Annotated in this window: 19 protein-coding genes and 2 pseudogenes; 6 read left to right on the top strand and 15 right to left on the bottom strand. The window is 33.6% G+C overall.

Going from position 1 to position 20,527, the window contains the following annotated elements:
• The first annotated feature begins 344 nt into the window (after positions 1-344).
• Positions 345-4,682 (top strand): reprolysin-like metallopeptidase, encoded by a 4,338-nt coding sequence (locus QYS49_RS14230; RefSeq protein WP_308348190.1) that lies wholly within the window; start codon positions 345-347, stop codon positions 4,680-4,682.
• An 88-nt stretch (positions 4,683-4,770) separates the two neighbouring features.
• Here QYS49_RS14230 and hslV read toward each other — a convergent pair whose 3' ends face one another.
• The 15 genes and pseudogenes from hslV to QYS49_RS14305 all read right to left on the bottom strand — a co-directional run bounded on the left by hslV (position 4,771) and on the right by QYS49_RS14305 (position 14,864).
• Positions 4,771-5,313, bottom strand: coding sequence for an ATP-dependent protease subunit HslV (hslV, locus tag QYS49_RS14235; protein WP_308348192.1), 543 nt, complete (start codon positions 5,311-5,313; stop codon positions 4,771-4,773).
• Between the two features lie 81 nt (positions 5,314-5,394).
• Entirely contained in the window at positions 5,395-7,095 is a 1,701-nt protein-coding gene (locus tag QYS49_RS14240) for a pyruvate dehydrogenase complex dihydrolipoamide acetyltransferase (RefSeq protein WP_308348193.1), read from the bottom strand.
• Between the two features lie 173 nt (positions 7,096-7,268).
• The gene (locus tag QYS49_RS14245; protein ID WP_308348194.1) at positions 7,269-7,883 is read right to left on the bottom strand and encodes an OmpH/Skp family outer membrane protein; all 615 of its coding nucleotides are present in this window, start codon (positions 7,881-7,883) and stop codon (positions 7,269-7,271) included.
• 248 nt (positions 7,884-8,131) lie between these two features.
• Complete coding sequence (locus QYS49_RS14250; RefSeq protein ID WP_308348197.1) at positions 8,132-8,848, bottom strand: rhomboid family intramembrane serine protease; 717 nt, start codon at positions 8,846-8,848, stop codon at positions 8,132-8,134.
• A gap of 40 nt (positions 8,849-8,888) precedes the next feature.
• Positions 8,889-9,791: pseudogene (locus tag QYS49_RS14255) on the bottom strand (histone deacetylase family protein).
• A 149-nt stretch (positions 9,792-9,940) separates the two neighbouring features.
• The gene (locus QYS49_RS14260; protein ID WP_308348198.1) at positions 9,941-10,105 is read right to left on the bottom strand and encodes a DUF1328 domain-containing protein; all 165 of its coding nucleotides are present in this window, start codon (positions 10,103-10,105) and stop codon (positions 9,941-9,943) included.
• Between the two features lie 222 nt (positions 10,106-10,327).
• Positions 10,328-10,489, bottom strand: a complete 162-nt coding sequence (locus tag QYS49_RS14265) for a hypothetical protein (protein WP_308348199.1) — start codon at positions 10,487-10,489, stop codon at positions 10,328-10,330.
• An 83-nt stretch (positions 10,490-10,572) separates the two neighbouring features.
• A complete protein-coding gene (locus tag QYS49_RS14270; RefSeq protein WP_308348200.1) occupies positions 10,573-11,139 on the bottom strand; it encodes a hypothetical protein in 567 nt (188 codons plus the stop codon).
• Between the two features lie 66 nt (positions 11,140-11,205).
• Positions 11,206-11,550 (bottom strand): phage holin family protein, encoded by a 345-nt coding sequence (locus tag QYS49_RS14275; protein ID WP_308348202.1) that lies wholly within the window; start codon positions 11,548-11,550, stop codon positions 11,206-11,208.
• A 14-nt stretch (positions 11,551-11,564) separates the two neighbouring features.
• Positions 11,565-12,059, bottom strand: coding sequence for a DinB family protein (locus tag QYS49_RS14280; protein WP_308348203.1), 495 nt, complete (start codon positions 12,057-12,059; stop codon positions 11,565-11,567).
• An 11-nt stretch (positions 12,060-12,070) separates the two neighbouring features.
• Positions 12,071-12,238, bottom strand: coding sequence for a Lacal_2735 family protein (locus QYS49_RS14285; RefSeq protein ID WP_308348204.1), 168 nt, complete (start codon positions 12,236-12,238; stop codon positions 12,071-12,073).
• A 34-nt stretch (positions 12,239-12,272) separates the two neighbouring features.
• Positions 12,273-12,869: a hypothetical protein gene (locus tag QYS49_RS14290; protein ID WP_308348205.1), complete on the bottom strand. Its 597-nt coding sequence runs from the start codon at positions 12,867-12,869 to the stop codon at positions 12,273-12,275.
• Positions 12,870-12,922: 53 nt separating this feature from the next.
• Positions 12,923-13,147: a hypothetical protein gene (locus QYS49_RS14295; RefSeq protein ID WP_308348207.1), complete on the bottom strand. Its 225-nt coding sequence runs from the start codon at positions 13,145-13,147 to the stop codon at positions 12,923-12,925.
• A gap of 64 nt (positions 13,148-13,211) precedes the next feature.
• Positions 13,212-14,213: pseudogene (locus tag QYS49_RS14300) on the bottom strand (3-oxoacyl-ACP synthase III family protein).
• A gap of 138 nt (positions 14,214-14,351) precedes the next feature.
• Entirely contained in the window at positions 14,352-14,864 is a 513-nt protein-coding gene (locus QYS49_RS14305) for a gamma carbonic anhydrase family protein (protein ID WP_308348209.1), read from the bottom strand.
• Between the two features lie 123 nt (positions 14,865-14,987).
• On the opposite strand from QYS49_RS14305, the gene QYS49_RS14310 reads away from it, so the two are divergent.
• From QYS49_RS14310 to QYS49_RS14330, 5 genes are all read left to right on the top strand, one after another.
• Entirely contained in the window at positions 14,988-15,749 is a 762-nt protein-coding gene (locus QYS49_RS14310; protein ID WP_308348211.1) for a YceI family protein, read from the top strand.
• Positions 15,750-15,835: 86 nt separating this feature from the next.
• Entirely contained in the window at positions 15,836-17,122 is a 1,287-nt protein-coding gene (gene pabB / locus QYS49_RS14315) for an aminodeoxychorismate synthase component I (protein ID WP_308348213.1), read from the top strand.
• A 120-nt stretch (positions 17,123-17,242) separates the two neighbouring features.
• Positions 17,243-18,709, top strand: a complete 1,467-nt coding sequence (gene miaB / locus QYS49_RS14320) for a tRNA (N6-isopentenyl adenosine(37)-C2)-methylthiotransferase MiaB (RefSeq protein ID WP_308348215.1) — start codon at positions 17,243-17,245, stop codon at positions 18,707-18,709.
• 12 nt (positions 18,710-18,721) lie between these two features.
• Entirely contained in the window at positions 18,722-19,990 is a 1,269-nt protein-coding gene (locus tag QYS49_RS14325) for a sigma-54 interaction domain-containing protein (protein WP_372587668.1), read from the top strand.
• Entirely contained in the window at positions 19,980-20,507 is a 528-nt protein-coding gene (locus QYS49_RS14330) for an LptE family protein (RefSeq protein WP_308348217.1), read from the top strand. Before QYS49_RS14325 ends, QYS49_RS14330 begins: the two co-directional genes overlap by 11 nt.
• Positions 20,508-20,527: the final 20 nt, after the last annotated feature.

Below are 20,527 nucleotides of genomic sequence, written 5' to 3' on the forward strand. Positions count from 1 at the left end.
CGAGAGGATTATTGTGGAATAGTTTTTAAGCATGTGCAAGCCTTTATGAAGAAAAAACCAATATTGTTTGCACTTGAAAATCAAAATTTGATTTTCAAGTGCTCTAGCCTCAGGTACGCCATCTACTGCCCGGGCGAAGATTGAGGTATAAGTATACATCTTCACTTCGCCCGATTGTATCTGACGCACCTGAGACTTTTTAAGCAGGCCCTAATTACACAAACAAAAGTTCATTATTCATTTTATTTTCATTACAATTGTCTTTTTATTAAAAGAAAATTGAACTTTTAACTGGCTAATTAACCTTTAGTAAGATTAGTAGCTCTTAAATGATAAAGGATATAATGAAAAAACTACTCCCCATTTTATTGTTGTTGCCTTTCATATTTGCAACAATTAACTTAATAGCTCAAAAACAATCTTCATGGACAACAATTTCTGTTGAAAATTCCGAAAGATTGATACCAGTAAAGAAGCAAAAAGACTTCAATTTAAAAGTTGAAGATATAAAATCATATCTAAAGCAATCTAAAGAATCTCAACTTTCCATCCCCTACCCAGACGGTAAATTTAAAAACTTCAATTTAAAAGAAAGCCAAATAATGGAACCGGCACTTGCTGCCAAATTTCCTAATATTAAGACTTATGTAGGCAGAAACCCTGAAACGGGTGATAATATAAGAATCTCTTTTGGTAGGGACGGATTTCATGCTATGGTATTTTCAAAAGAAGGTGTATTCTTTATTGATCCGGTTTCAAAAAGAGACAAAATCAAACACCAAGTTTATTACAAAAAAGACTTAAATGAAGATTTAATCAATAAAAATTTCTACGAGGAAGAGCCCATAATTGCTGACAAACAAAAATTTGCAGAGGTTCAAAGAATAGTAGAGTCAGGAATGGTAGAAAGGCCTTCAGGAACTGAATTAAGAACTTACAGAATAGCGGTGGCCACAACTGGAGAATACACGCAATTTCATGGAGGCACTGTTGAGGGCGCACTTTCTGCTATTGTAGCGACTTTGAACAGAGTAAATGGGATTTACGAAAGAGACATAGCGGTTACAATGATTTTAGTTGATAATAATGACCAATTAATTTATACTAATCCTGACACAGATCCTTTTACAAATAATAACGCTAACACATTTATCGATGAAGTACAGGCTGATATCACTAATATAATCGGTAGTTCGAATTTTGATATTGGTCACGGTTTTTCAACTGGAGCAGGTGGATTAGCCTCCTTAGGATCTGTTTGTGTTGATAGTAGAAAAGCAAGTGGAGTTACCGGTCGTTCGGAACCAATTGGCGATCCTTATGATGTGGATTATGTAGCTCATGAAATAGGGCATCAATTTGGTGCTCCACACACTTTTAATGGTGTTGTAGGTTCTTGTGCCGGTGGCAACAGAACCGCTAGTTCAGCTTATGAACCAGGCAGTGGCACAACTATCATGGCTTATGCTGGAATTTGCGGTAGTGATAATATTCAAAACAATAGTGACCCTTACTTTCATGCTGCCAGTTTAGATTACATGACCGTATTCTCTCAAGATAATGATGGGAATAGTTGTGCAGCAACAACTAGCACTGGCAATAATTTACCTACAGTGGAAGCTGGCCAAGGTGGATATACCATTCCGATGAATACACCTTTTCAATTAAACGGAAGCGCCAGTGATCCAGATGGTGATGGTTTAAGCTATACTTGGGAACAATATGATTTAGGTCCTGCAGGAAGTCCAAATAGTCCAGAAGAAAATGCTCCTTTATTTCGTTCTTTTGAACCAACTACAGACAGTTTCAGAATATTCCCTCAGTTATCTGATATATTGAATGGAACCCAAACTCAAGGTGAACTACTTCCATCTTATGCTCGTGACCTAAATTTTAGATTAACTGTAAGAGATGATCAAGCAATTGCTGCTGTAAATTATGATGATGTAAGTTTAAGTGTGACCGATCAAGCAGGCCCCTTTGTTGTAGAAGAATTTACGGGTGATTATGTTGGTTTATCTACCATAACAGTAAACTGGCAAGTAAACAACACTGATATAGCACCTGTAAATGCTGAATTCGTAGATATTTATGTTTCAACTGATGGTGGTATTAGTTTCACTGAGCAGGTAGCAGCAAATACTGCAAATGATGGATCACAAGTAATCACTTTACCCAATGTCAACACATCCTCAGCAAAAATAAAAGTTACAGCTTCTAATAACATTTTTTTTAATATAAGTTCGGGAGTATTCTCTATTTCTGAAACTACAGAACCAACCTATACTATTGCAATCAGCCAAGATTTAGAAAGCTACTGCCCCAGCGATGAAGTTACTTTCACAATCGAAAGTGAATCAATATTAGGATATAGTGAGCCAATCGAACTCAACATTCAAAGTCTAAATGATTTTACGGCCACTTTTGATAACCCAACAATAAATCCAGGAGAATCAACTATTCTAAGACTTACAAATGATACTCAAGCATCCGGAACATTTAACCTAAAATTAAATACAAATTCAGGAAGTATTTCCAGGTCAGCTGAACTACCCTTTACAGTTACAAATATTCCTGTAGAACCGAATATATTATTCCCTGCAGATGGATCAACAGACATATCATTAAGTCCAACACTTACTTGGGACGATAATAATATTGAATCTACCTATAATATCGATATAGCAACAGATTTACAATTCACTAATATTATAGAATCTGGCTCTTCAAATGAAAAGGAATATTCAATTCAAAACCGCTTGGAGGTAAGCTCACTTTTCTATGCAAGAATTAATACGGATAATAATTGTGGGCTGAGTGGTTATAAAACCATCTCTTTCACCACTGCTGAAATCACATGTGGTAATTATGTTTCAAGTGATTTACCAGTTACAATCAGTGATGGTGGACCAAATACTATTCAGTCTAAAATCAATATTTATGCTAATGGTACGATTGAAGGCATAGAAATCAAAAATATTTCTGGAAAACATACTTATATAAGTGATTTGTCATTCAGATTAGTAAGCCCATCAGGAACAGAGGTAGTTTTATTATCAAATATATGCACCAATGAAGATGATTTTAATTTCTCAATCAGTGATGATGTCGAAAATGATAATTTCCCTTGCCCACCAGTAGATGGAGGAATATATCTACCTAAATCACCTTTAAGTGCATTTATGGGAGAAAATGTAACAGGAGAATGGACTTTATATATCGATGATGGGTTCAACCAAGATGGTGGTGAATTACAAAATTGGAGTCTAGATTTATGTATTGGTAATTTATCAGAACCAGAGCTAACCAAGCCAACGGGTTTAACTTCAGTTGAGAATAATGATGCAACAATTACTATCAACTGGACAGATAATTCTGAAAACGAAGGAGGATTCATCATTGAAAGATCCAAAGAAACAAATACGGATTTTATAAAGATTGGTACAAGTGATCGAAATACTAGTAGCTTCATTGATAATAATAATTTATCAAATAATACGAACTACTATTATAGAGTGAAATCTAGTTTAGGACAATACAGTTCTAATTACTCTGATAGCACAAATATTTTATTTGAAGGGCCTCAAATTAATCCTCCAAATAATTTAATTGCCCAAGAAAATGAACTTGGAAAAATAAATCTAACTTGGACTGATAATTCAAATAATGAAACCAAGTTTATAATCGAAAGATCTTTTAATGATGAAACGAATTTCATAGAAATTGGAAATACTGAAGCGGATGTAAATTCTTTTGGAGATAATACAATTGAAGGTGATACCAAATATTATTATAGAGTGAAAGCCTTATTTAATGATTTTAGCTCTATCTATTCTAATTCTATTAATATAATTACACAAAAACAAACTCCAAATGCACCATCTAACATAACAGCTACCAATAATGAAGATGGCAGTGTTCTAATCCAATGGTCAGACAATGCGGAAATTGAAACAGGCTATATAATCGAAAGGTCTACAGATGACAATTCAAATTTTGGAATATTAGAAGAGTTAGAAATCAATAGTACTTCCTTCACTGACAACGCTGTTGCAGCTGAAACTACCTATTTTTACAGAGTAAAGGCATTTAATGGCAAAGGGGAAAGCGGATATTCTGAGGAGGCTGAAATCAAAACACTAATCAGTTTTCCTGAAGCACCTACTAACTTAGAAATCAGAATTGAAAATGATTATACGGCCATATTAACTTGGGTGGACAATGCTACCAATGAAACCGCTTATTTGGTTGAGCGATCAGTCGGAACAGACGCATTTGAACAAATAGCAGAATTGGCTCCTGATACTGAAGAATATGAAGAAGTTGTAGAAATAGGTGAATATACTTATAGAGTTTTAGCTACAAATAATAGAGGGGATTCTGACTTCTCAAACAAAGTATTAATTGACGATAAGGTTCTAAATACAATTGAAGCATTACATAGCAAAATATTGATGTATCCAAATCCAGCTAAAGAAATTGTATACATCAGAAATGAAAGCAATGTTCAGTTCAATAAGGTGGTAATTAGAAATACATTGGGACAGCTTATAAAAAGTGAAATTAATATTGATAACCATCGACAAATTGAAATACCAGTACAATCCTTAGCAAAAGGGCTTTATCTAATTCAAATAGAATCAAATGAAGGGAATTTGGTTAAACGCCTCATAATCGAATAAACTTTAAGGACAACCAAACAAAAAAAACTGCATTCAGAGTTGTATTAATAACTCTGAATGCAGCTTTTTAATATTATCTATATTACAATTATCCTATAGTTTCCACAACCAAATTATGGTTAGTGTAAATACAGATATCGGCCGCTATATGCAAACTTTCTCTTACGATATCTTCAGCTGATAAATTTTCACCAGCATGTTTCTTTAAAGCAGTTGCTGCAGACTGGGCATACATACTACCAGAACCAATAGTAGCAATCTGATTATCAGGCTCTAAAACATCACCTGTTCCAGAAATAATTAAAACCTCATCTTTATCGGCTACAATCATCATAGCCTCTAGCTTTCTTAAATAGCGGTCAGTTCTCCAATCTTTAGCCAATTCAATTGCAGAACGCTTCATATTACCTCCAAAAGCATTCAATTTTTCATCGAATTTTTCTAATAAATTGAATGCATCCGCGGTAGAGCCTGCAAAACCTGTAACGATTTTGCCATCTTGTAGCTTTCTAATTTTTTTAACATTGCTTTTAGCAACAGTATTTCCCATTGTTGCCTGACCATCAGCTCCAATGGCTACTTGGCCTTTATGTACCACCGCACATACGGTAGTTGATCTTATTTTTGACATCTTATTTTTTGCTTAAATATTAGTAATAAAAAAGTCTCGTTATCAAACAACGAGACTTCATAATACAAGTTAATATATTTTCTAAATCAAAATTCTCACTGGGTCTTCCAACAATCCTTTTAAAGTTTGTAAGAATGCAGAACCCACTGCTCCGTCCACTACTCTGTGATCGCATGAAAGCGTAACTTTCATCACATTACCTGGAACCAACTCTCCATCTTTTACAATAGCAGTTTGTTTGATCCCTCCTACTGCTAAAATACAAGCATCAGGTGGATTAATGATTGCTGTGAATTCTTCAACACCAAACATCCCCAAATTAGAGATTGTAAAAGTATTTCCTTCCCAATCCTTTTGTTCTAATTCTTTATTTTTGGCTTTTTTAGCAAAATCCTTGGCTTCAGTTGCTATATGTGATAATGATTTATTATCAGCAAAGCGAATAACAGGAACTAATAAACCTTCCTCAACAGCAACTGCCATTCCCACATGAATATGATTATTCCTTCTGATTTTATCTCCCATCCATGAGCTATTCACTTTTGGATGCTGACGTAGTGAAGCTGCTACTGCTTTAATCACCATGTCATTGAAAGAAATTTTTACTGGACTCACTTCATTGATGCTCTTACGAGCTTCCATAGCTTTATCCATGTTGATTTCCATGGTCACATAGAAATGCGGAGCAGTAAACTTGCTTTCAGAAAGTCTTTTAGCAACCGTTTTTCTCATTTGAGAAACTTTCACCTCTTCATAGCTTTCTTCTCCTACAACTTGAGGAATACTCATAGCCTGATCTGACGAAGAATCCTGTTTTGGAGCTTCTTTAGATTTTTGCTTAGGAGTGAAGTTTTCTACATCAGATTTAATGATCCTTCCATTTCCACCTGAGCCATCTACTTCTGCTAAATCAATACCTTTATCTTTAGCAATTTTCTTAGCTAATGGGCTGGCAAATATTCTTCCACCATCTTTACCACCTTTATCTTTATTCGCAGATTCAGCAGGCGGAGTTGGCTTAGGACTTCCTGAATCTGATTTACTGTCAGATGATTTATCTTCAGATTTTTCTTTCTTTTCTTCTTTATCCTCCTTCTTGCTTGCTCCTCCTGAAGATTTTTGCTCATGCGCCTTGATTAATTTTTCATAATCAGCTCCTTCCTCACCAATTACAGCAATTACGCCATCAATAGGAGCAGCATCACCTTCTTTAATGCCTATATATAATAAAGTACCATCTTCATAAGCCTCTAATTCCATAGTGGCTTTATCAGTTTCAACCTCAGCTAAGATATCCCCTGCTTCCACTTTATCACCTTCTTTTTTCAACCATGAAGCAATTACACCTTCTTCCATGGTATCACTCATTTTAGGCATAGTGATTAAGCTTGCATTCACATCTGAAGCATCAATTTCTTCTCCGCTATCTTTTTCTGATTTCTTACCATCAGATTTATCTTTTTCATCTGATTCCTTTTTGTCATCAGATTTATCAGAACCTCCACCGTTTTCGATTTCTTTTAACAAATCATCAATATCTTCACCTTTTTCACCTATGATGGCAATTACCCCATCAACAGGTACAGCATCTCCTTCTTTAATGCCTATATGTAAAATTACTCCGTCTTCGTATGATTCTAATTCCATTGTGGCTTTATCGGTTTCTACCTCAGCCAATATATCTCCTGTTGATACCTCATCGCCCTCTTTCACCAACCATGAGGCAATTACGCCTTCCTCCATGGTGTCACTCATCTTGGGCATTTTTATTACTTCAGCCATATATGTCGATTTCTATTAAACTTGTCAAAAATAATGGGAATTCAACCTTAATTCAAATTAATTGAAGTAAAGTATTAAGAATACTCGAAAACTTTCTTAATGTTTCCAATTTAGGTGAAATTAAAAAGCCCGCACCATTTAAGGAACGGGCTAAAAAATAAAATTAAATTTCTTTATTCAGAAGCTGCAGTAGCCTCTTTCTCATTATATGCTTTATTTAAACCATCAATTACTTCATTAGTAATTTCCAATCCATCATTAGCATATAAAACGTCACTTCCTCTTGAATACGTCAAAACCAATTGAAGATTATTTGCATCACCATATTCTTTCAAATAGTCGCTAATGGTTTTATATAATTCATTATTTAATTCAGCTTCTTTCTGACGCAATTTTCTTGATAAATCTTCTTGATAAACTCTTAAATTCTGTTGTTTCTTCATCAAGTTCTCTTCTAATGCTTTACCTTGAGCCACAGTTAAATTCTGAGCAGTTCTTTGGAAATCATTGATTTCATTTTGCAAACCTTGCGCTCTATTTTGATATTCTTTCTCATATTTTTGAGAAAGTTCGCCTAATTCTGATTCAATATCTTTCATGAAATCATAATTAGCTAATAAAGAATCAGAATGAACATAAGCTATGGCTACATTTTGATATATTTTTTCATCTTTTTGCTCATTTGAAGTACTTTCTTCCTCTGCTTCAGTGCCACTAAATTTGTCAAAGAATAAAAAAGCTACTGCAATAGTTAGAATAATACTAAGTTTTAATGATACGTTTTTCATGTGTTTTTTAAGTATTTTTAAATATCACGTAAATTAAAATTTACGTGTGGTAAAATATAAATTAGGTTTTACTAACGCCTGCAAAGTTAATCAAACAAATTAAAGTGCAAAGTTTATAATTTTAGGATTTAAATAGAGCCTAATGAGCAATTAAAAGAATATTTTTAATAATTATCTGATAATCAGACCTACTCACTACAGGGAGGACAGAATTTTATATAATTATGATTTAAAAACTATAAAATTTCTCAATCTTTTTTATCCTCATTATCCTCAGTTTTTTTCAATTCTTTATATTCGTATAAGAATTGATGGTCGGGGTTGGTAAAATTATAATGCTCACCGTCATCCTCAAACTCTTCTTCATCCCAATCTTTTTCAAAATACAATTTTAATTCTGCTTGTCCTGCAAAATCATTCTTCATCCACAATGCAACCAAAAGACCGCTTAATAAACCCATTAAATGCGACTCCCAAGATATATGACCATCTTGAGGCAAAACACCATAAAACATTCCACCATATAATAACAACACAACAAATGAAAGCGCTAAAGAGGATTGGTTTTTGCGAAGCAATCCACTAAATAAAATAAAGGAAGCAATTCCATAAATCACCCCACTTGCTCCAATATGGTAGGCTTCTCGAGCTATTATCCATACGAAAACGCCTGTAACAATATAAATGTATAGCAATGCTTTGAGTGCAATTTTATCATAAAAGAAAAATAGAATGATAATCAAGAGCATTAGAGAAAAGCTGTTGGACAACAAATGCAAAAAATCTCCATGGATAAATGGGGAAGTGAAAATGCCAATTGTACCTAATAAATGGCGGGGCATAATACCAAAATGAGCGAAATTAGTAGCAAAACCCCATTCTGCTGCTTTAACAAGCCATAGAATCAAGATTATGTAGCTACCAAAGACTACACTCTGCCGAAAAAGAGATTTTTCTTTAGACATACAATAAAGATACGAAATTCTTGAAAAAAGGTCGTGATTTTTAAAAGTAGATATCTTGAGCTAGACGATAAGTATTGGCATGTGCCTCAATAATGTGAGCAATTTTTTCTGAATAACCTCCTCCCATGCTGGCTACAACAGGAATTTCATTTTTAAAACAATGCTCAAAAACTATTTTATCTCTTTCTTTACATCCAGTAATACTCATACCCAATCTACCTAATTTATCTGTTGCTAAAACATCCACTCCTGATTGAAAAAAAATAAAATCAGGTTGCTGTTCATCAATTAATCTAGGCAGATTTTCTCTTAAGATTTTGAGATAGGTTTTATCATCTGTCTTATCTTCCAATTCAATATCCAAATCCGAATTTTCTTTATGCATAGGATAATTTCCTTTTCCATGCATACTAAAAGTAAAAACATCAGGGTTTCCATAAAAAATTTCAGCAGTTCCATTGCCTTGATGCACATCCAAATCTACTACCAAGATCTTTTCAACTTTATTATTTACTAATAAATATTGAGCTGCAATGGCTATATCATTTAATAAACAAAAACCTTCTCCCCTGTCAGTAAAAGCATGATGGGTTCCGCCTGCAATATTCATAGCGATTCCATATTCTAAAGCAAAATTAGCGGCATCTATGGTCCCCTGATTAATGATTCGCTCTCTTTCCACCAAAGCAGCTGACAATGGAAAACCTGTTCTTCTCTCTTCTTTTCTGCTTAAAGATAAATTTTTTAGTTTATACCAATATTCTTCCTTATGTATAGCTAAAATATCTTCTTCAGATAGTAAGTCAGGAGCAAAGAAATTACTTTCAGTCACAGTACCTTCATAAAGCAACTGTTCAGGCAGCAATTCATATTTCTCCATAGGGAATCAATGGTTTTCTGGAAGAGGGTGTGTGTATTCTTTTCTATAGGCGATTTTGAGCATCTAATAAACAATATGTAAGAATAACCCTTGATAGGTCAGTCTGTTTAATATTTAAATAATTAAGTCGAAATTATAGTAAAAAAAAGAACAAAAAAAATGCTGACTCTTTCAAATCAGCATTATATTCTATAGTATAATCTCATGTCTTGTCACCTGCCTCTTACTAATCTAGCAATTACAGATATGACCAGTAATACCAAAAATATATAAAAAATTATTTTTGCTATTCCCGCGGCTCCAGCGGCTATGCCTCCAAATCCTAATACAGCTGCGACTAGCGCAACAATTAAGAAAATTACAATCCATCGTAACATAGTGTAGTTTTAAGGTTAAAAAATGATAGTTTATCGAATATGTAACCTTATGTACGAGTATAAATAACAAAAGATTAATTATTCGTTTTAATTGACTAACAACTATCAACTTATCATTATCCCCCTAAGATAATCGTAGTTTAAATATTAACCTTGAAGAAGTATTTTATGATCAGATTTCATTTTAAAATTAAAATGAAATCTTATAGAAATGACTTAAAGCTACTGAACCGCTTTGGATTTAAATTTTGAAGTAAATAGTAATCCAACTCCCCCACCTATCAAAAGACCAGTAAGAAAATCAATCCCTTCATTTTCAAAAGAAAAATTTAAAGTAATACCAGCAATTATCATTACTATAGAAATAATATTTTTACTATTCATATTTAATTTTACTTGAATAATAAGTTAGAAGACAATCCATGCAGGATTTTAAAGGCATTTTCTTTAATTAATAAGATTGAAATCTAATCTACATCATATTCCTCTTCATCCGAAACAAATGAATAAAGGGTATCATCTAATTTCAGATTATCTTCATTGAAGTCAGAAACAAATTTATTCATTACTTCATCATCAACCTCTTCTACATTTAAACCGATATCCAATCCTATACCATATTCCCCTCCATTGTCCATATCTACATGCTCCTGAACTTTCACAAGCTCCTCATCTTCAATATCATCTATCATTTCCGCTATATATAAACCGATTTCTTCCTCCACATTATCCAAGGTTCTTAAATCTCCATTTTCGTCTTCCTGAAATTTGATAGGTTTAAAATTAGGGAATTTCTGTGCAGCCTTGTGTTCGGCCAATTCATATACTTCGCTAGCATGATGTAAACGTAATGTATAAATCACAGCATCATAAATCACTTCCTTTCCTTCATACATTCCCGTAAAGCGAAATTGCTTATACTCGTCATTATTGTCATCAGTATCAACTAAGACAAATTTATTCTTTTGCTGAGCAATTTTCTGCTTCAATTTATCGATTTCTACGGCATCGAATCCTGGATTTTGAGCACTCATAGTTTACTGGTTTGTATTAGGAAAATAAATTACAATATTTTTTTAGAAAACGCAATAAATAAAAATTTATTCATTCTTTTTACTTACACTTTCAAAAATACCGTTAACTATTGCCAAAATCACCCCAAATAATAATGCCCACCAAAAGCCATCTACATAAAATCCATCCACTAAATAATCTGCCAACATTATCATTAATGCATTAATTACCAACAAGAAAAATCCTAAAGTAAAAACAGTTACAGGAATTGTTAGAATTATTAATAATGGTTTGAGAGTGGCACTAAAAAGCGCCAAAAATAATGAGACCACTAGTGCATCAAAAAAACCTTCGACATGGGCTCCTGGAAGAATGTAAGAAGCAACAATTACAGCTAATGAGGATAATAGTAATTTGATTAAAAAATTCATTCAAAAAAGTTTAATTAAAAATATCTTTCTTCTAACACCTTTTGATGATGTTTCCAATGCCCTACTGTGATATACCACAAACTCATAATAGAAATTGGATTACCATCAGCTTCTCCTTCTTTTTTGAGTATTTTTTCAGGCATTGATTGGAATAAAGATAAGTGACTTTTTCTTAAATGATAAAATTCTTCTGCCATTTTTGTTTTATTCTGGCGTGAATATTCTGAAGCATCAGCATAATCATTTTCGGAAAAACCTGGGAGAGAGGCCGTTTCTCCTCTAGCGAGAGAAAGTGCACGAAAAACCATAATGCGTTCAGTATCCATGCAATGTTGCATCAATTGAGCCACACTCCATTTTCCTTTTTCATATCTGTGTTTCCATTTTTCATCAGGAATATTATTGATTAAAACAGATATTTCGCTGATTTGATGTGTGAGTTCCATTTCGATATCACCTTTCACCAACTCAACATATCCCTGATAAAACGGAGCATGTACTAAATTCATATATAAATTATTTATTCATTTATGGCATCCATTTTTTTGGCTACCTCTTCAGCTTCTGCCATTTTCTGATCAGCCTTTTTTCTATCAATGCTGCTCAATTTATGATATTCTGCCAGAAGCTTTTTATATTCTTCGTTTAACTTCTCTTTTTCTGATTTCTTTTTAAATAATCCAAACATAGCTTTTCTTTTAGATTTTAAAACAGCGCACTTTTCAATTTGTTTGAATTACTTTCAATCCCTCCAAAAGGAAATTTATTAAATCCTGCTTTCTTTTAGGCATTTCTTCTATGGGAAATTTAATACTAAATTTTATGAAATCTATATTTTTCAAATGATCTTCCACTTCTGCTGAACTTAATTCATTTAGAGGTACGTAATTATTGGATTTATAATCATATTCCCAAGGAGAATTATTCACACAAAAATAAACGCCTTCGTAATTCCTGAACCTTTCGATCAAATCGCGACCATATTCGTCTAAATATTTCCCCTGAAGATGAAATGTAGAAGAAATGAAATTACCCCAATAAAACATAGTACGAAAAGCCAAAATATCCTTTCTGGTGAAAAAAGCAGGAAAGTCAAGTACCATAAAAGGTAAACGCTTATAATTTTCCCCTTTAGATATTTTACCGTGAGATATATTTAATTCTTTGGGTAATTTATTCTGGAGTGGGACTAACTGAATCCTTATTTCCTCTTTTAACTCCTTTAGGAAATCCCATACCTTTTCCATCATTCTATATTTTATCAATAGAATTATTGGATCTGAGGCTAAATCTAACTCTTGAGTGGTGAATTTTGACATAATAAAAAAGGGTGAATTAATTTATCCACCCTATTTAACTTTACTTAAAATTCCTATACCTGATCTGGCTTCTGAATGATTTTCAAAACTACCTCATGCTTATCATTATCCTTATCAATCAATTTAACTCTAACCATCGGATTATCCGCTTGAATATTATCTTCAACTCCTATTATTTTAAATTGACTCAGCTTGCCTTCAATTTCAGGAGCTAACTCTTTTATAGCTTTTGCAAACTCTACTTCAAGCTGACTTGGATTATATTGCTTTGTAATCATAGTTCTTTCAGTTTTTCTTAAATCTAACAATTAAAATAGAAAAATAACATCTGATATAAGATTATTACCATCTAATAAGGGCAGATGCCCATGTAAATCCACTACCAAAGGCAGCTAAGCATACTAAATCACCTTCTTTAATTTTTCCCTCATGCCATGCTTCGCTTAATGCGATTGGAATAGAAGCTGCAGTGGTGTTTCCATATTTCTGAATATTATTATATACTTTATCATCTGACAATCCCATTTTGGATTGAATAAATTTAGAAATTCGCAAATTAGCTTGATGTGGAACTAACATATCAACATCAGATGGTTTAAGATCATTTGCCTCTAATGCTTCATTTATCACTTCTTGAAAACGAACCACGGCATGTTTAAAAACCATATTTCCATTCATGTAGACTTTATAACCTGAGGTGTCTAAGATTTGCTCAGATTGTCTTTCTTCTCTTGGTCAACTACTGCCTGGATCTTTCACAAATAATTCTTCCGCATAAGTACCTTCTGCATGCAAATGGGTAGACAAGACGCCTTGCACATCCGTTGCGCTCATAATGGCGACTCCTACCCCATCACCAAAAATAACAGCGGTAGAACGACCTCTATCCGACATATCAATAGCCGTAGATTGAATTTCACCGCCTACTACCATGATGTTTTTATACATCCCAGTTTTAATAAATTGATCAGCCACAGACAAGCTATATACAAAACCTGAACATGCATTTCTTATATCTAAGCAACCGATAGTACCCATTCCCATTTCACGCTGAAGTAAAACACTAGAGCCTGGAAAAAAATAATCAGGCGTGATACTCGCAAAAATGATAAAATCAATATCATCATTTTTCATTTTTGCATTTTCTAACGCCATATCCGCAGCTTTTTTAGCCATTTTAGCTAAAGATCCTTCTATTTCAGGATCAAAAAAACGTCTTTCTTTTATTCCTGTACGTTCTGTAATCCATTCATCTGTCGTGTCTATCCACTTGGAAATATCATCATTAGTCACCACTGTTTGAGGAACAGCGTGACCTAAGCCTACTATTTTTGAATTTTTCATTTTACTCTGTTATCGTTTCCTGTTGCACTTGAAATAAATTTAATTTTCAAAATGCGATCCAATATAGAGCAATCTTATATTCTAATCAAAAATAGTAGTCATGCAGAGTATTTAATCTTAAATATGTTTCAAGGCTACTTATTCTTCAAACCAAGTCTTATAAAGTGTGTAATTTTTGGCTGTCCTTTCAAAAATCTCCTGCATCTCACCTTCAATCTTTTTGACTTTTTTAGCAGGTACACCTGCATAAATATATCCTGACTCCACGATGGTATTTTCTAAAACCACAGCACCTGCTGCCACCATGGCTCCAGTCTGTACAACTGCATTATCCATTACAATAGCCCCCATTCCTACTAAAGCCGAGTCTTCAATCGTGCAACCATGAACTATCGCTTTATGTCCTATCGAAACCTTATTACCAATGGTAGTAGAAGCTTTCTTATAGGTGCAATGAATAACAGCCCCATCTTGAATATTAGTTTTATCACCAATTGTAATTCGGTTTACATCGCCTCTAACAACAGCACTCCACCAAATACTGCAATCCTTACCAATCGTAACATCACCTACTACCACAGCATTATCTGCTATGTAAGTATTTTGTCCAATTACAGGATATTTACCATCGCATTTTTTAATTATTCCCATTCTATATTGTTTTTAAATTATACATGTACCTACATTTTATATTAAAGTATATTTTTCTTTATTTTTATAAACTTTATAAAAGTTCAATCGTTAAGACTGTGAATCAATAAAAACCACTAATCTATGAAAATTTTAAAAATAACAAGTGCATTAGCACTAGCTGTAATTATGGCGGTTGCTTGTACTTCAAATCCTAAAGGAGATGAAGCAAAGGTAAGCGAAGCCGAAGAAGTAACAGAAGCGGAAGGTATGGAAATTGCAGTATCTTCAGATGAAGCTGACATGGAATTTGTAGGAACAAAACCAACTGGAAGACATTATGGAAATGTTGCTCTTACTGATGGCTCTATTTCCGTAAAAGATGGAAAAGTAACAGGTGGTAAATTCATTTTCGATTTAAATCAAATTACAATTACTGATTTAAAAGATGATAAAGAAAATCATAAAAAATTAGTAGGGCACCTACAATCAGATGATTTCTTTGATGCAAAAAACCATCCTCAAGTTACTTTTGAATTAGTATCTGTGAAATCTTTGAATCCAGAGAAAACAGCAGGAGATTATGATTCCTATCAAGATGATATGGAGCAACCTTCTGAGGATGAAAAAATAATGGAATTACCAGAATTTGAATTGGAAGGTGCTACGCACGAAGTAACTGGTAACCTTACGATGAGAGGTAAAACTTTAGCTATCACAGTACCAGCAAAAATCAATGTTACTGATGATGGAGTTAAAGCATTTACAAACTTTAGCATTGATAGAACAAAATGGGGCTTAATGTATGGTGATGAATCAAAAGCGGTCGATAAAGCCAAAGATAAATTCATCTACAATAAAGTAGGTGTTGGATTTAATATTGATGCTAAAGCAGAAAATATGTAATCCAATATTTTTGAGAAATAAACTGAAGGTTGCTAATATTTTTTAGCAACCTTTTTTTATGCAATTTTGCCAAAAAATAAGCGCTATTGGAAACAATAAAAATCGATACCTCATCTTTTCCTAATTATTGGGATTCATTACTAAAATGGAGTACTCAATTTCAACATCTTGCAGTTTTCAACCCTCAGCAAGTTGAACAATATCCTTTTGGCACATTTTCAAAATGTATTGCAGTCGGAAATAAAAAATTAAATCTGAATGCTCCATATTTCCAATCTCTAAAAAACTACATAAAAGAAAACCCTACTAAAAAGTTATTTGGTTATTTAGGCTATGACCTCAAAAATGAATTAGAAAAACTAACTAGCGATAATCTATCCACTATAAATTGGGTACCTATGAAATTCTTCGTTCCCGAATGTATCATTTCATTTGAAAGCAATCATATTATAATTCAGAGTGGAGATTTAGAACGTTTTAAAAATGAAATCAAAAATGCACTGTCAAAAGATATTGTAGAAAGTAATACGAAAGCAATAGTAAGCAATTTAAAAACATGGACAAGCAAAGCCGAATACATAGAGACAGTTGAAAATTTAAGAACCCACATTGAAGAAGGCGACATTTATGAAATCAATTATTGCCTCAATTTCTCAGCAAATGTTAAAAGCTTAAATCCTATTCAGGTTTTTCAAGAGCTATGCAAAATCTCTCCAGCACCTTTTGCTTCCTATTTGAAGATGGACAAGCAACACATCATTTCAGCTTCTCCAGAAAGATTTATTAAACTCAAAGAAAATAAAATCATCAGTCAGCCAATAAAAGGCACGGCAAGCAGAGGCAAAACAGATTTGGAAGATCAAGAAAATAAAAAGCAATTATCTGAAAGCGAAAAAGAAAGAGCTGAAAACATGATGATAGTGGATTTGGTCAGGAATGATTTAGCCAAATCAGCTAAAAGTGGAAGTGTGAAAGTAGAGGAGATTTTTGGTATCTACAGCTTTCAGCAAGTTCATCAAATGATAAGTACTATTTCAGCAAATAAGAAGAGTGACATACATTCTGTTGATGTGATCAAAAATGCATTTCCGATGGGCAGCATGACGGGAGCTCCAAAAATTAGGGCAATGAAATTGATTGAAGAATACGAAAACACCAAAAGAAATGTATTTTCAGGAAGCATAGGCTATTTCAATGGTGAAAATGTATTTGATTTCAATGTACTTATCAGAAGTATTTATTTTGATGAAGAAACCCAATCCATAAATTATCAAGTCGGAAGTGCTATCACTTATGATTCGGATGCAGAAGCTGAATATGAAGAATGCCTTTTGAAAGCTAAAGCAATTGAAAAAACCCTTGGCCTTCTATAATCTCACAATTCTTAAATTTTCCAAGGAAAAACTACTGCCATAATGTCATTTTCAAGAATTATTGGCTACCTTTGCCTGTTAATAATTAAGACAATACGAAGCACTTTATAAATACCAAATATGAGTGAATTGATTAAAGATTTGGACATCATTGCAGAAGAAACCAAAACGGATGAATCTTGTGCTGTTCAAGTATCAAAAGAAGAAAACACAGGCAAAAGCCGAAAATTATATATTGAAAGCTACGGCTGTCAAATGAATTTTTCCGATAGTGAAATCGTCACTTCCATTATGAAAGAAAATGGTTTTGACACCACTAACGATTTCAACAATGCAGATGTAATTTTTCTAAACACTTGCTCCATTAGAGAAAAAGCGGAGTTGACTGTTAGAAAAAGACTTACAGACTTCAATAAAGTAAAAAAGAGCAAGCCTGAATTGCAAATTGGTATATTGGGCTGCATGGCTGAGCGATTGAAAACCAAACTTTTAGAGGAAGAAAAAATGGTTGACATCGTGGCTGGGCCTGACTCCTACCGTGATTTACCCAATTTGGTAAAAACAGTGGATGACGGAGAAAAAGCAGTCAATACTTTTCTAAGTAGAGAAGAAACTTATGCAGATATAAGTCCTGTTAGATTAAACTCCAATGGTGTAACGGCATTCATCTCCATCATGCGCGGGTGTGATAATATGTGTTCTTTCTGTGTGGTGCCTTTCACTAGAGGAAGAGAAAGAAGTCGTGATCCTTTCTCCATTGTAAAAGAAGCCCAAGATTTATTTGACAGAGGCTTCAGAGAAGTCACGCTTTTAGGTCAAAATGTGGATTCCTATAAATGGTCAGAGGAAATCAATAATAAAGCAAGGTTAGAAAAGATTGAGAAAAAAGAAGAAGTTGAGGTAATCAATTTCGCCAATTTAATTGAAATGGTTGCTAATGTTTCTCCTGATTTAAGAGTGAGATTCTCAACTTCTCATCCAAAAGATATTACAGATGAAGTATTGTATACCATGAAAAAGTATGACAATATCTGTAAATACATCCATTTACCAGCTCAAAGTGGAAATTCACGCATCTTAAAAATGATGAACCGTACTTATGACAGAGATTGGTATATCAACAGAGTGGATGCTATTCGAGATATTTTAGGTCCTGAATGTGGTATTTCATCAGATATGATTTCAGGTTTCTGCTCGGAAACAGAAGAAGATCATCAGGATACTTTAAGCTTAATGGACTATGTGAAATATGATTTCGCTTATATGTTCTTTTACTCTGAAAGGCCAGGCACATTAGCTGAGAAAAAATACGAGGATGATATTCCTTTAGAAACTAAGAAAAGAAGATTGCAGGAAATCATAGATAAACAAAGAGCGCATTCTTCGGAAAGAAATCATTTGATTTTAAATAAAGTTCACAAAGTTTTAGTAGAAGGCACTTCCAAAAGATCTGAAGAACAACTACAAGGAAGAAATTCAGCTAACAAAGTAGTGATCTTTCCAAAAGAAAATTACAAAAAAGGAGATTATGTGGATGTGTATGTAGATGAATGCACAGGTGCTACATTAATAGGAAAAGCGGTTTAAATACTTTTTGCGTTGGATATACAAACTATCAAAAATAGATTTGGCATAATCGGAAATTCCGATCATTTGAACTTTGCCATAAAAGTAGCCATGCAGGTTGCTCCTACTGATATGACCGTGCTTATAACAGGAGAAAGCGGTGTAGGTAAAGAATCATTCTCCAAAATAATACATCAGTTAAGCGCAAGAAAACACGGGCAGTTTATTGCTGTTAACTGTGGCGCAATTCCTGAAGGAACTATTGACTCTGAGCTTTTCGGTCATGAGAAAGGCTCATTTACAGGAGCTTATGATGCTAGAAAAGGATATTTTGAAGTTACCGATGGTGGAACTATCTTTTTAGATGAAATAGGTGAAATGCCTCTACCTACTCAATCTCGATTGTTGCGAGTATTGGAAAACGGAGAATTTATAAGAGTTGGTTCTTCTAAAGTAATGAAAACCGATGTTCGCGTGGTAGCTGCCACTAATGTAAACCTTATTCAAGCAGTAGAGAAAGGTAAATTTAGAGAGGATTTATACTACCGATTAAATACAGTCCCTATTTTTGTTCCGCCTTTACGTGATAGAGGTCAAGATATAGAATTATTATTCAGGAAATTCACATCTGATTTTGCAGAAAAGCACCATGTTAATCCCATAAAATTAACAGAAGATGCCAAGCAAGCATTAATGGCTTATCGCTATCCAGGAAATATTCGTCAGCTAAAAAATATAGCTGAGCAAATTTCCCTTTTGGAAATGGAGCGTGAAGTTGACAAAGATATTTTGTTTAAATATTTGCCGCAAGAAGGGAATATGATGCCAGCACTCTACAAAAGTCAAGACGGCTCAACTGGTGGTGACAAAAATAATTTTTCAGAAAGGGATATTTTATACAAAATTCTATTTGACATGCGGAATGATGTGGAGGAACTTAAAAAGTTAGTCCATAACGTATTAAAAAATGAGAATTATGGAGAGGAAATTTTAAAAGACAATGAAGACTTATTTGAGGTTAAGCAAAATGAGTTTAAGGAAAATGCTGAGGGCGTAAGAACTCCATATTTATTGGACAGCCGAAAAGAAGAGGAAGATGATGCGAATGAGAGTTTTAATATTGAAGATTATCAAGATGCTGAGCATGAAGTAGAGGAAGAATCTTTATCATTAGAAAAGAAAGAAAAAGAGATGATAGAGCGAGCACTTTCCAAAAATCAGAATAAAAGAAAATATGCGGCACGGGATTTGGGTATTTCCGAGCGTACATTATATAGAAAAATTAAGCAGTATGACCTTTAGAAGTATTATAATCTTTTTATTCTTAGCAGTATTTACTAGCTCATGTGGTGTTTACAGCTTTACAGGAGCATCTATTGCACCTGATATAAAAACTATGTCCATTCAATATTTTTATAATGATTCAGGAAATGGTCCTCCCAATTTGCAGCAAACTTTTACTGAAGAAATAAGAGATTATTATCAACAGAACACGAGTTTGGAGTTAGTTGAAAATAATGGAGATTTGCAATTAGAAGGTTCTATTACAGGCTATAGAGTTCAACCGATTGCCGTTACAGCATCTGGAAACCCAAATTTGGCAGATGCTGCGGGAGCTCAGAGATTAACCATTACTGTAAAAGTTAGTTATGTAAATACAAAAGATGAGGTTTTCAACTTTGATAATAAATCCTTTTCTTTTTATGCCGATTTTGATGCTACTTCCAATACCTTAACCGCGGTGGAAAATCAACTGATTGAAACCATTACAGATCAAATTATTTTAGATATATTTAATGCATCGGTAGCAAATTGGTAAAATTTTGTAACTTTAATTCT

The sequence above is a fragment of the Marivirga salinae genome (assembly GCF_030503855.1).
Classification (GTDB): domain Bacteria; phylum Bacteroidota; class Bacteroidia; order Cytophagales; family Cyclobacteriaceae; genus Marivirga; species Marivirga salinarum.

Bases quoted from the DNA above. Each gene is read 5' to 3' on its own strand.
- QYS49_RS14330 (WP_308348217.1), top strand. From the start codon at position 19,980: ATGACCTTTAGAAGTATTATAATCTTTTTATTCTTAGCAGTATTTACT.
- QYS49_RS14305 (WP_308348209.1), bottom strand. From the start codon at position 14,864: ATGGGAATAATTAAAAAATGCGATGGTAAATATCCTGTAATTGGACAA.
- QYS49_RS14275 (WP_308348202.1), bottom strand. From the start codon at position 11,550: ATGAATTTTTTAATCAAATTACTATTATCCTCATTAGCTGTAATTGTT.
- QYS49_RS14230 (WP_308348190.1), top strand. From the start codon at position 345: ATGAAAAAACTACTCCCCATTTTATTGTTGTTGCCTTTCATATTTGCA.
- QYS49_RS14245 (WP_308348194.1), bottom strand. From the start codon at position 7,883: ATGAAAAACGTATCATTAAAACTTAGTATTATTCTAACTATTGCAGTA.
- QYS49_RS14290 (WP_308348205.1), bottom strand. From the start codon at position 12,869: ATGTCAAAATTCACCACTCAAGAGTTAGATTTAGCCTCAGATCCAATA.
- QYS49_RS14250 (WP_308348197.1), bottom strand. From the start codon at position 8,848: ATGTCTAAAGAAAAATCTCTTTTTCGGCAGAGTGTAGTCTTTGGTAGC.
- hslV (WP_308348192.1), bottom strand. From the start codon at position 5,313: ATGTCAAAAATAAGATCAACTACCGTATGTGCGGTGGTACATAAAGGC.
- miaB (WP_308348215.1), top strand. From the start codon at position 17,243: ATGAGTGAATTGATTAAAGATTTGGACATCATTGCAGAAGAAACCAAA.
- QYS49_RS14295 (WP_308348207.1), bottom strand. From the start codon at position 13,147: ATGATTACAAAGCAATATAATCCAAGTCAGCTTGAAGTAGAGTTTGCA.
- QYS49_RS14240 (WP_308348193.1), bottom strand. From the start codon at position 7,095: ATGGCTGAAGTAATAAAAATGCCCAAGATGAGTGACACCATGGAGGAA.
- QYS49_RS14270 (WP_308348200.1), bottom strand. From the start codon at position 11,139: ATGAGTGCTCAAAATCCAGGATTCGATGCCGTAGAAATCGATAAATTG.
- QYS49_RS14285 (WP_308348204.1), bottom strand. From the start codon at position 12,238: ATGTTTGGATTATTTAAAAAGAAATCAGAAAAAGAGAAGTTAAACGAA.
- QYS49_RS14265 (WP_308348199.1), bottom strand. From the start codon at position 10,489: ATGAATAGTAAAAATATTATTTCTATAGTAATGATAATTGCTGGTATT.
- QYS49_RS14280 (WP_308348203.1), bottom strand. From the start codon at position 12,059: ATGAATTTAGTACATGCTCCGTTTTATCAGGGATATGTTGAGTTGGTG.
- QYS49_RS14310 (WP_308348211.1), top strand. From the start codon at position 14,988: ATGAAAATTTTAAAAATAACAAGTGCATTAGCACTAGCTGTAATTATG.
- QYS49_RS14260 (WP_308348198.1), bottom strand. From the start codon at position 10,105: ATGTTACGATGGATTGTAATTTTCTTAATTGTTGCGCTAGTCGCAGCT.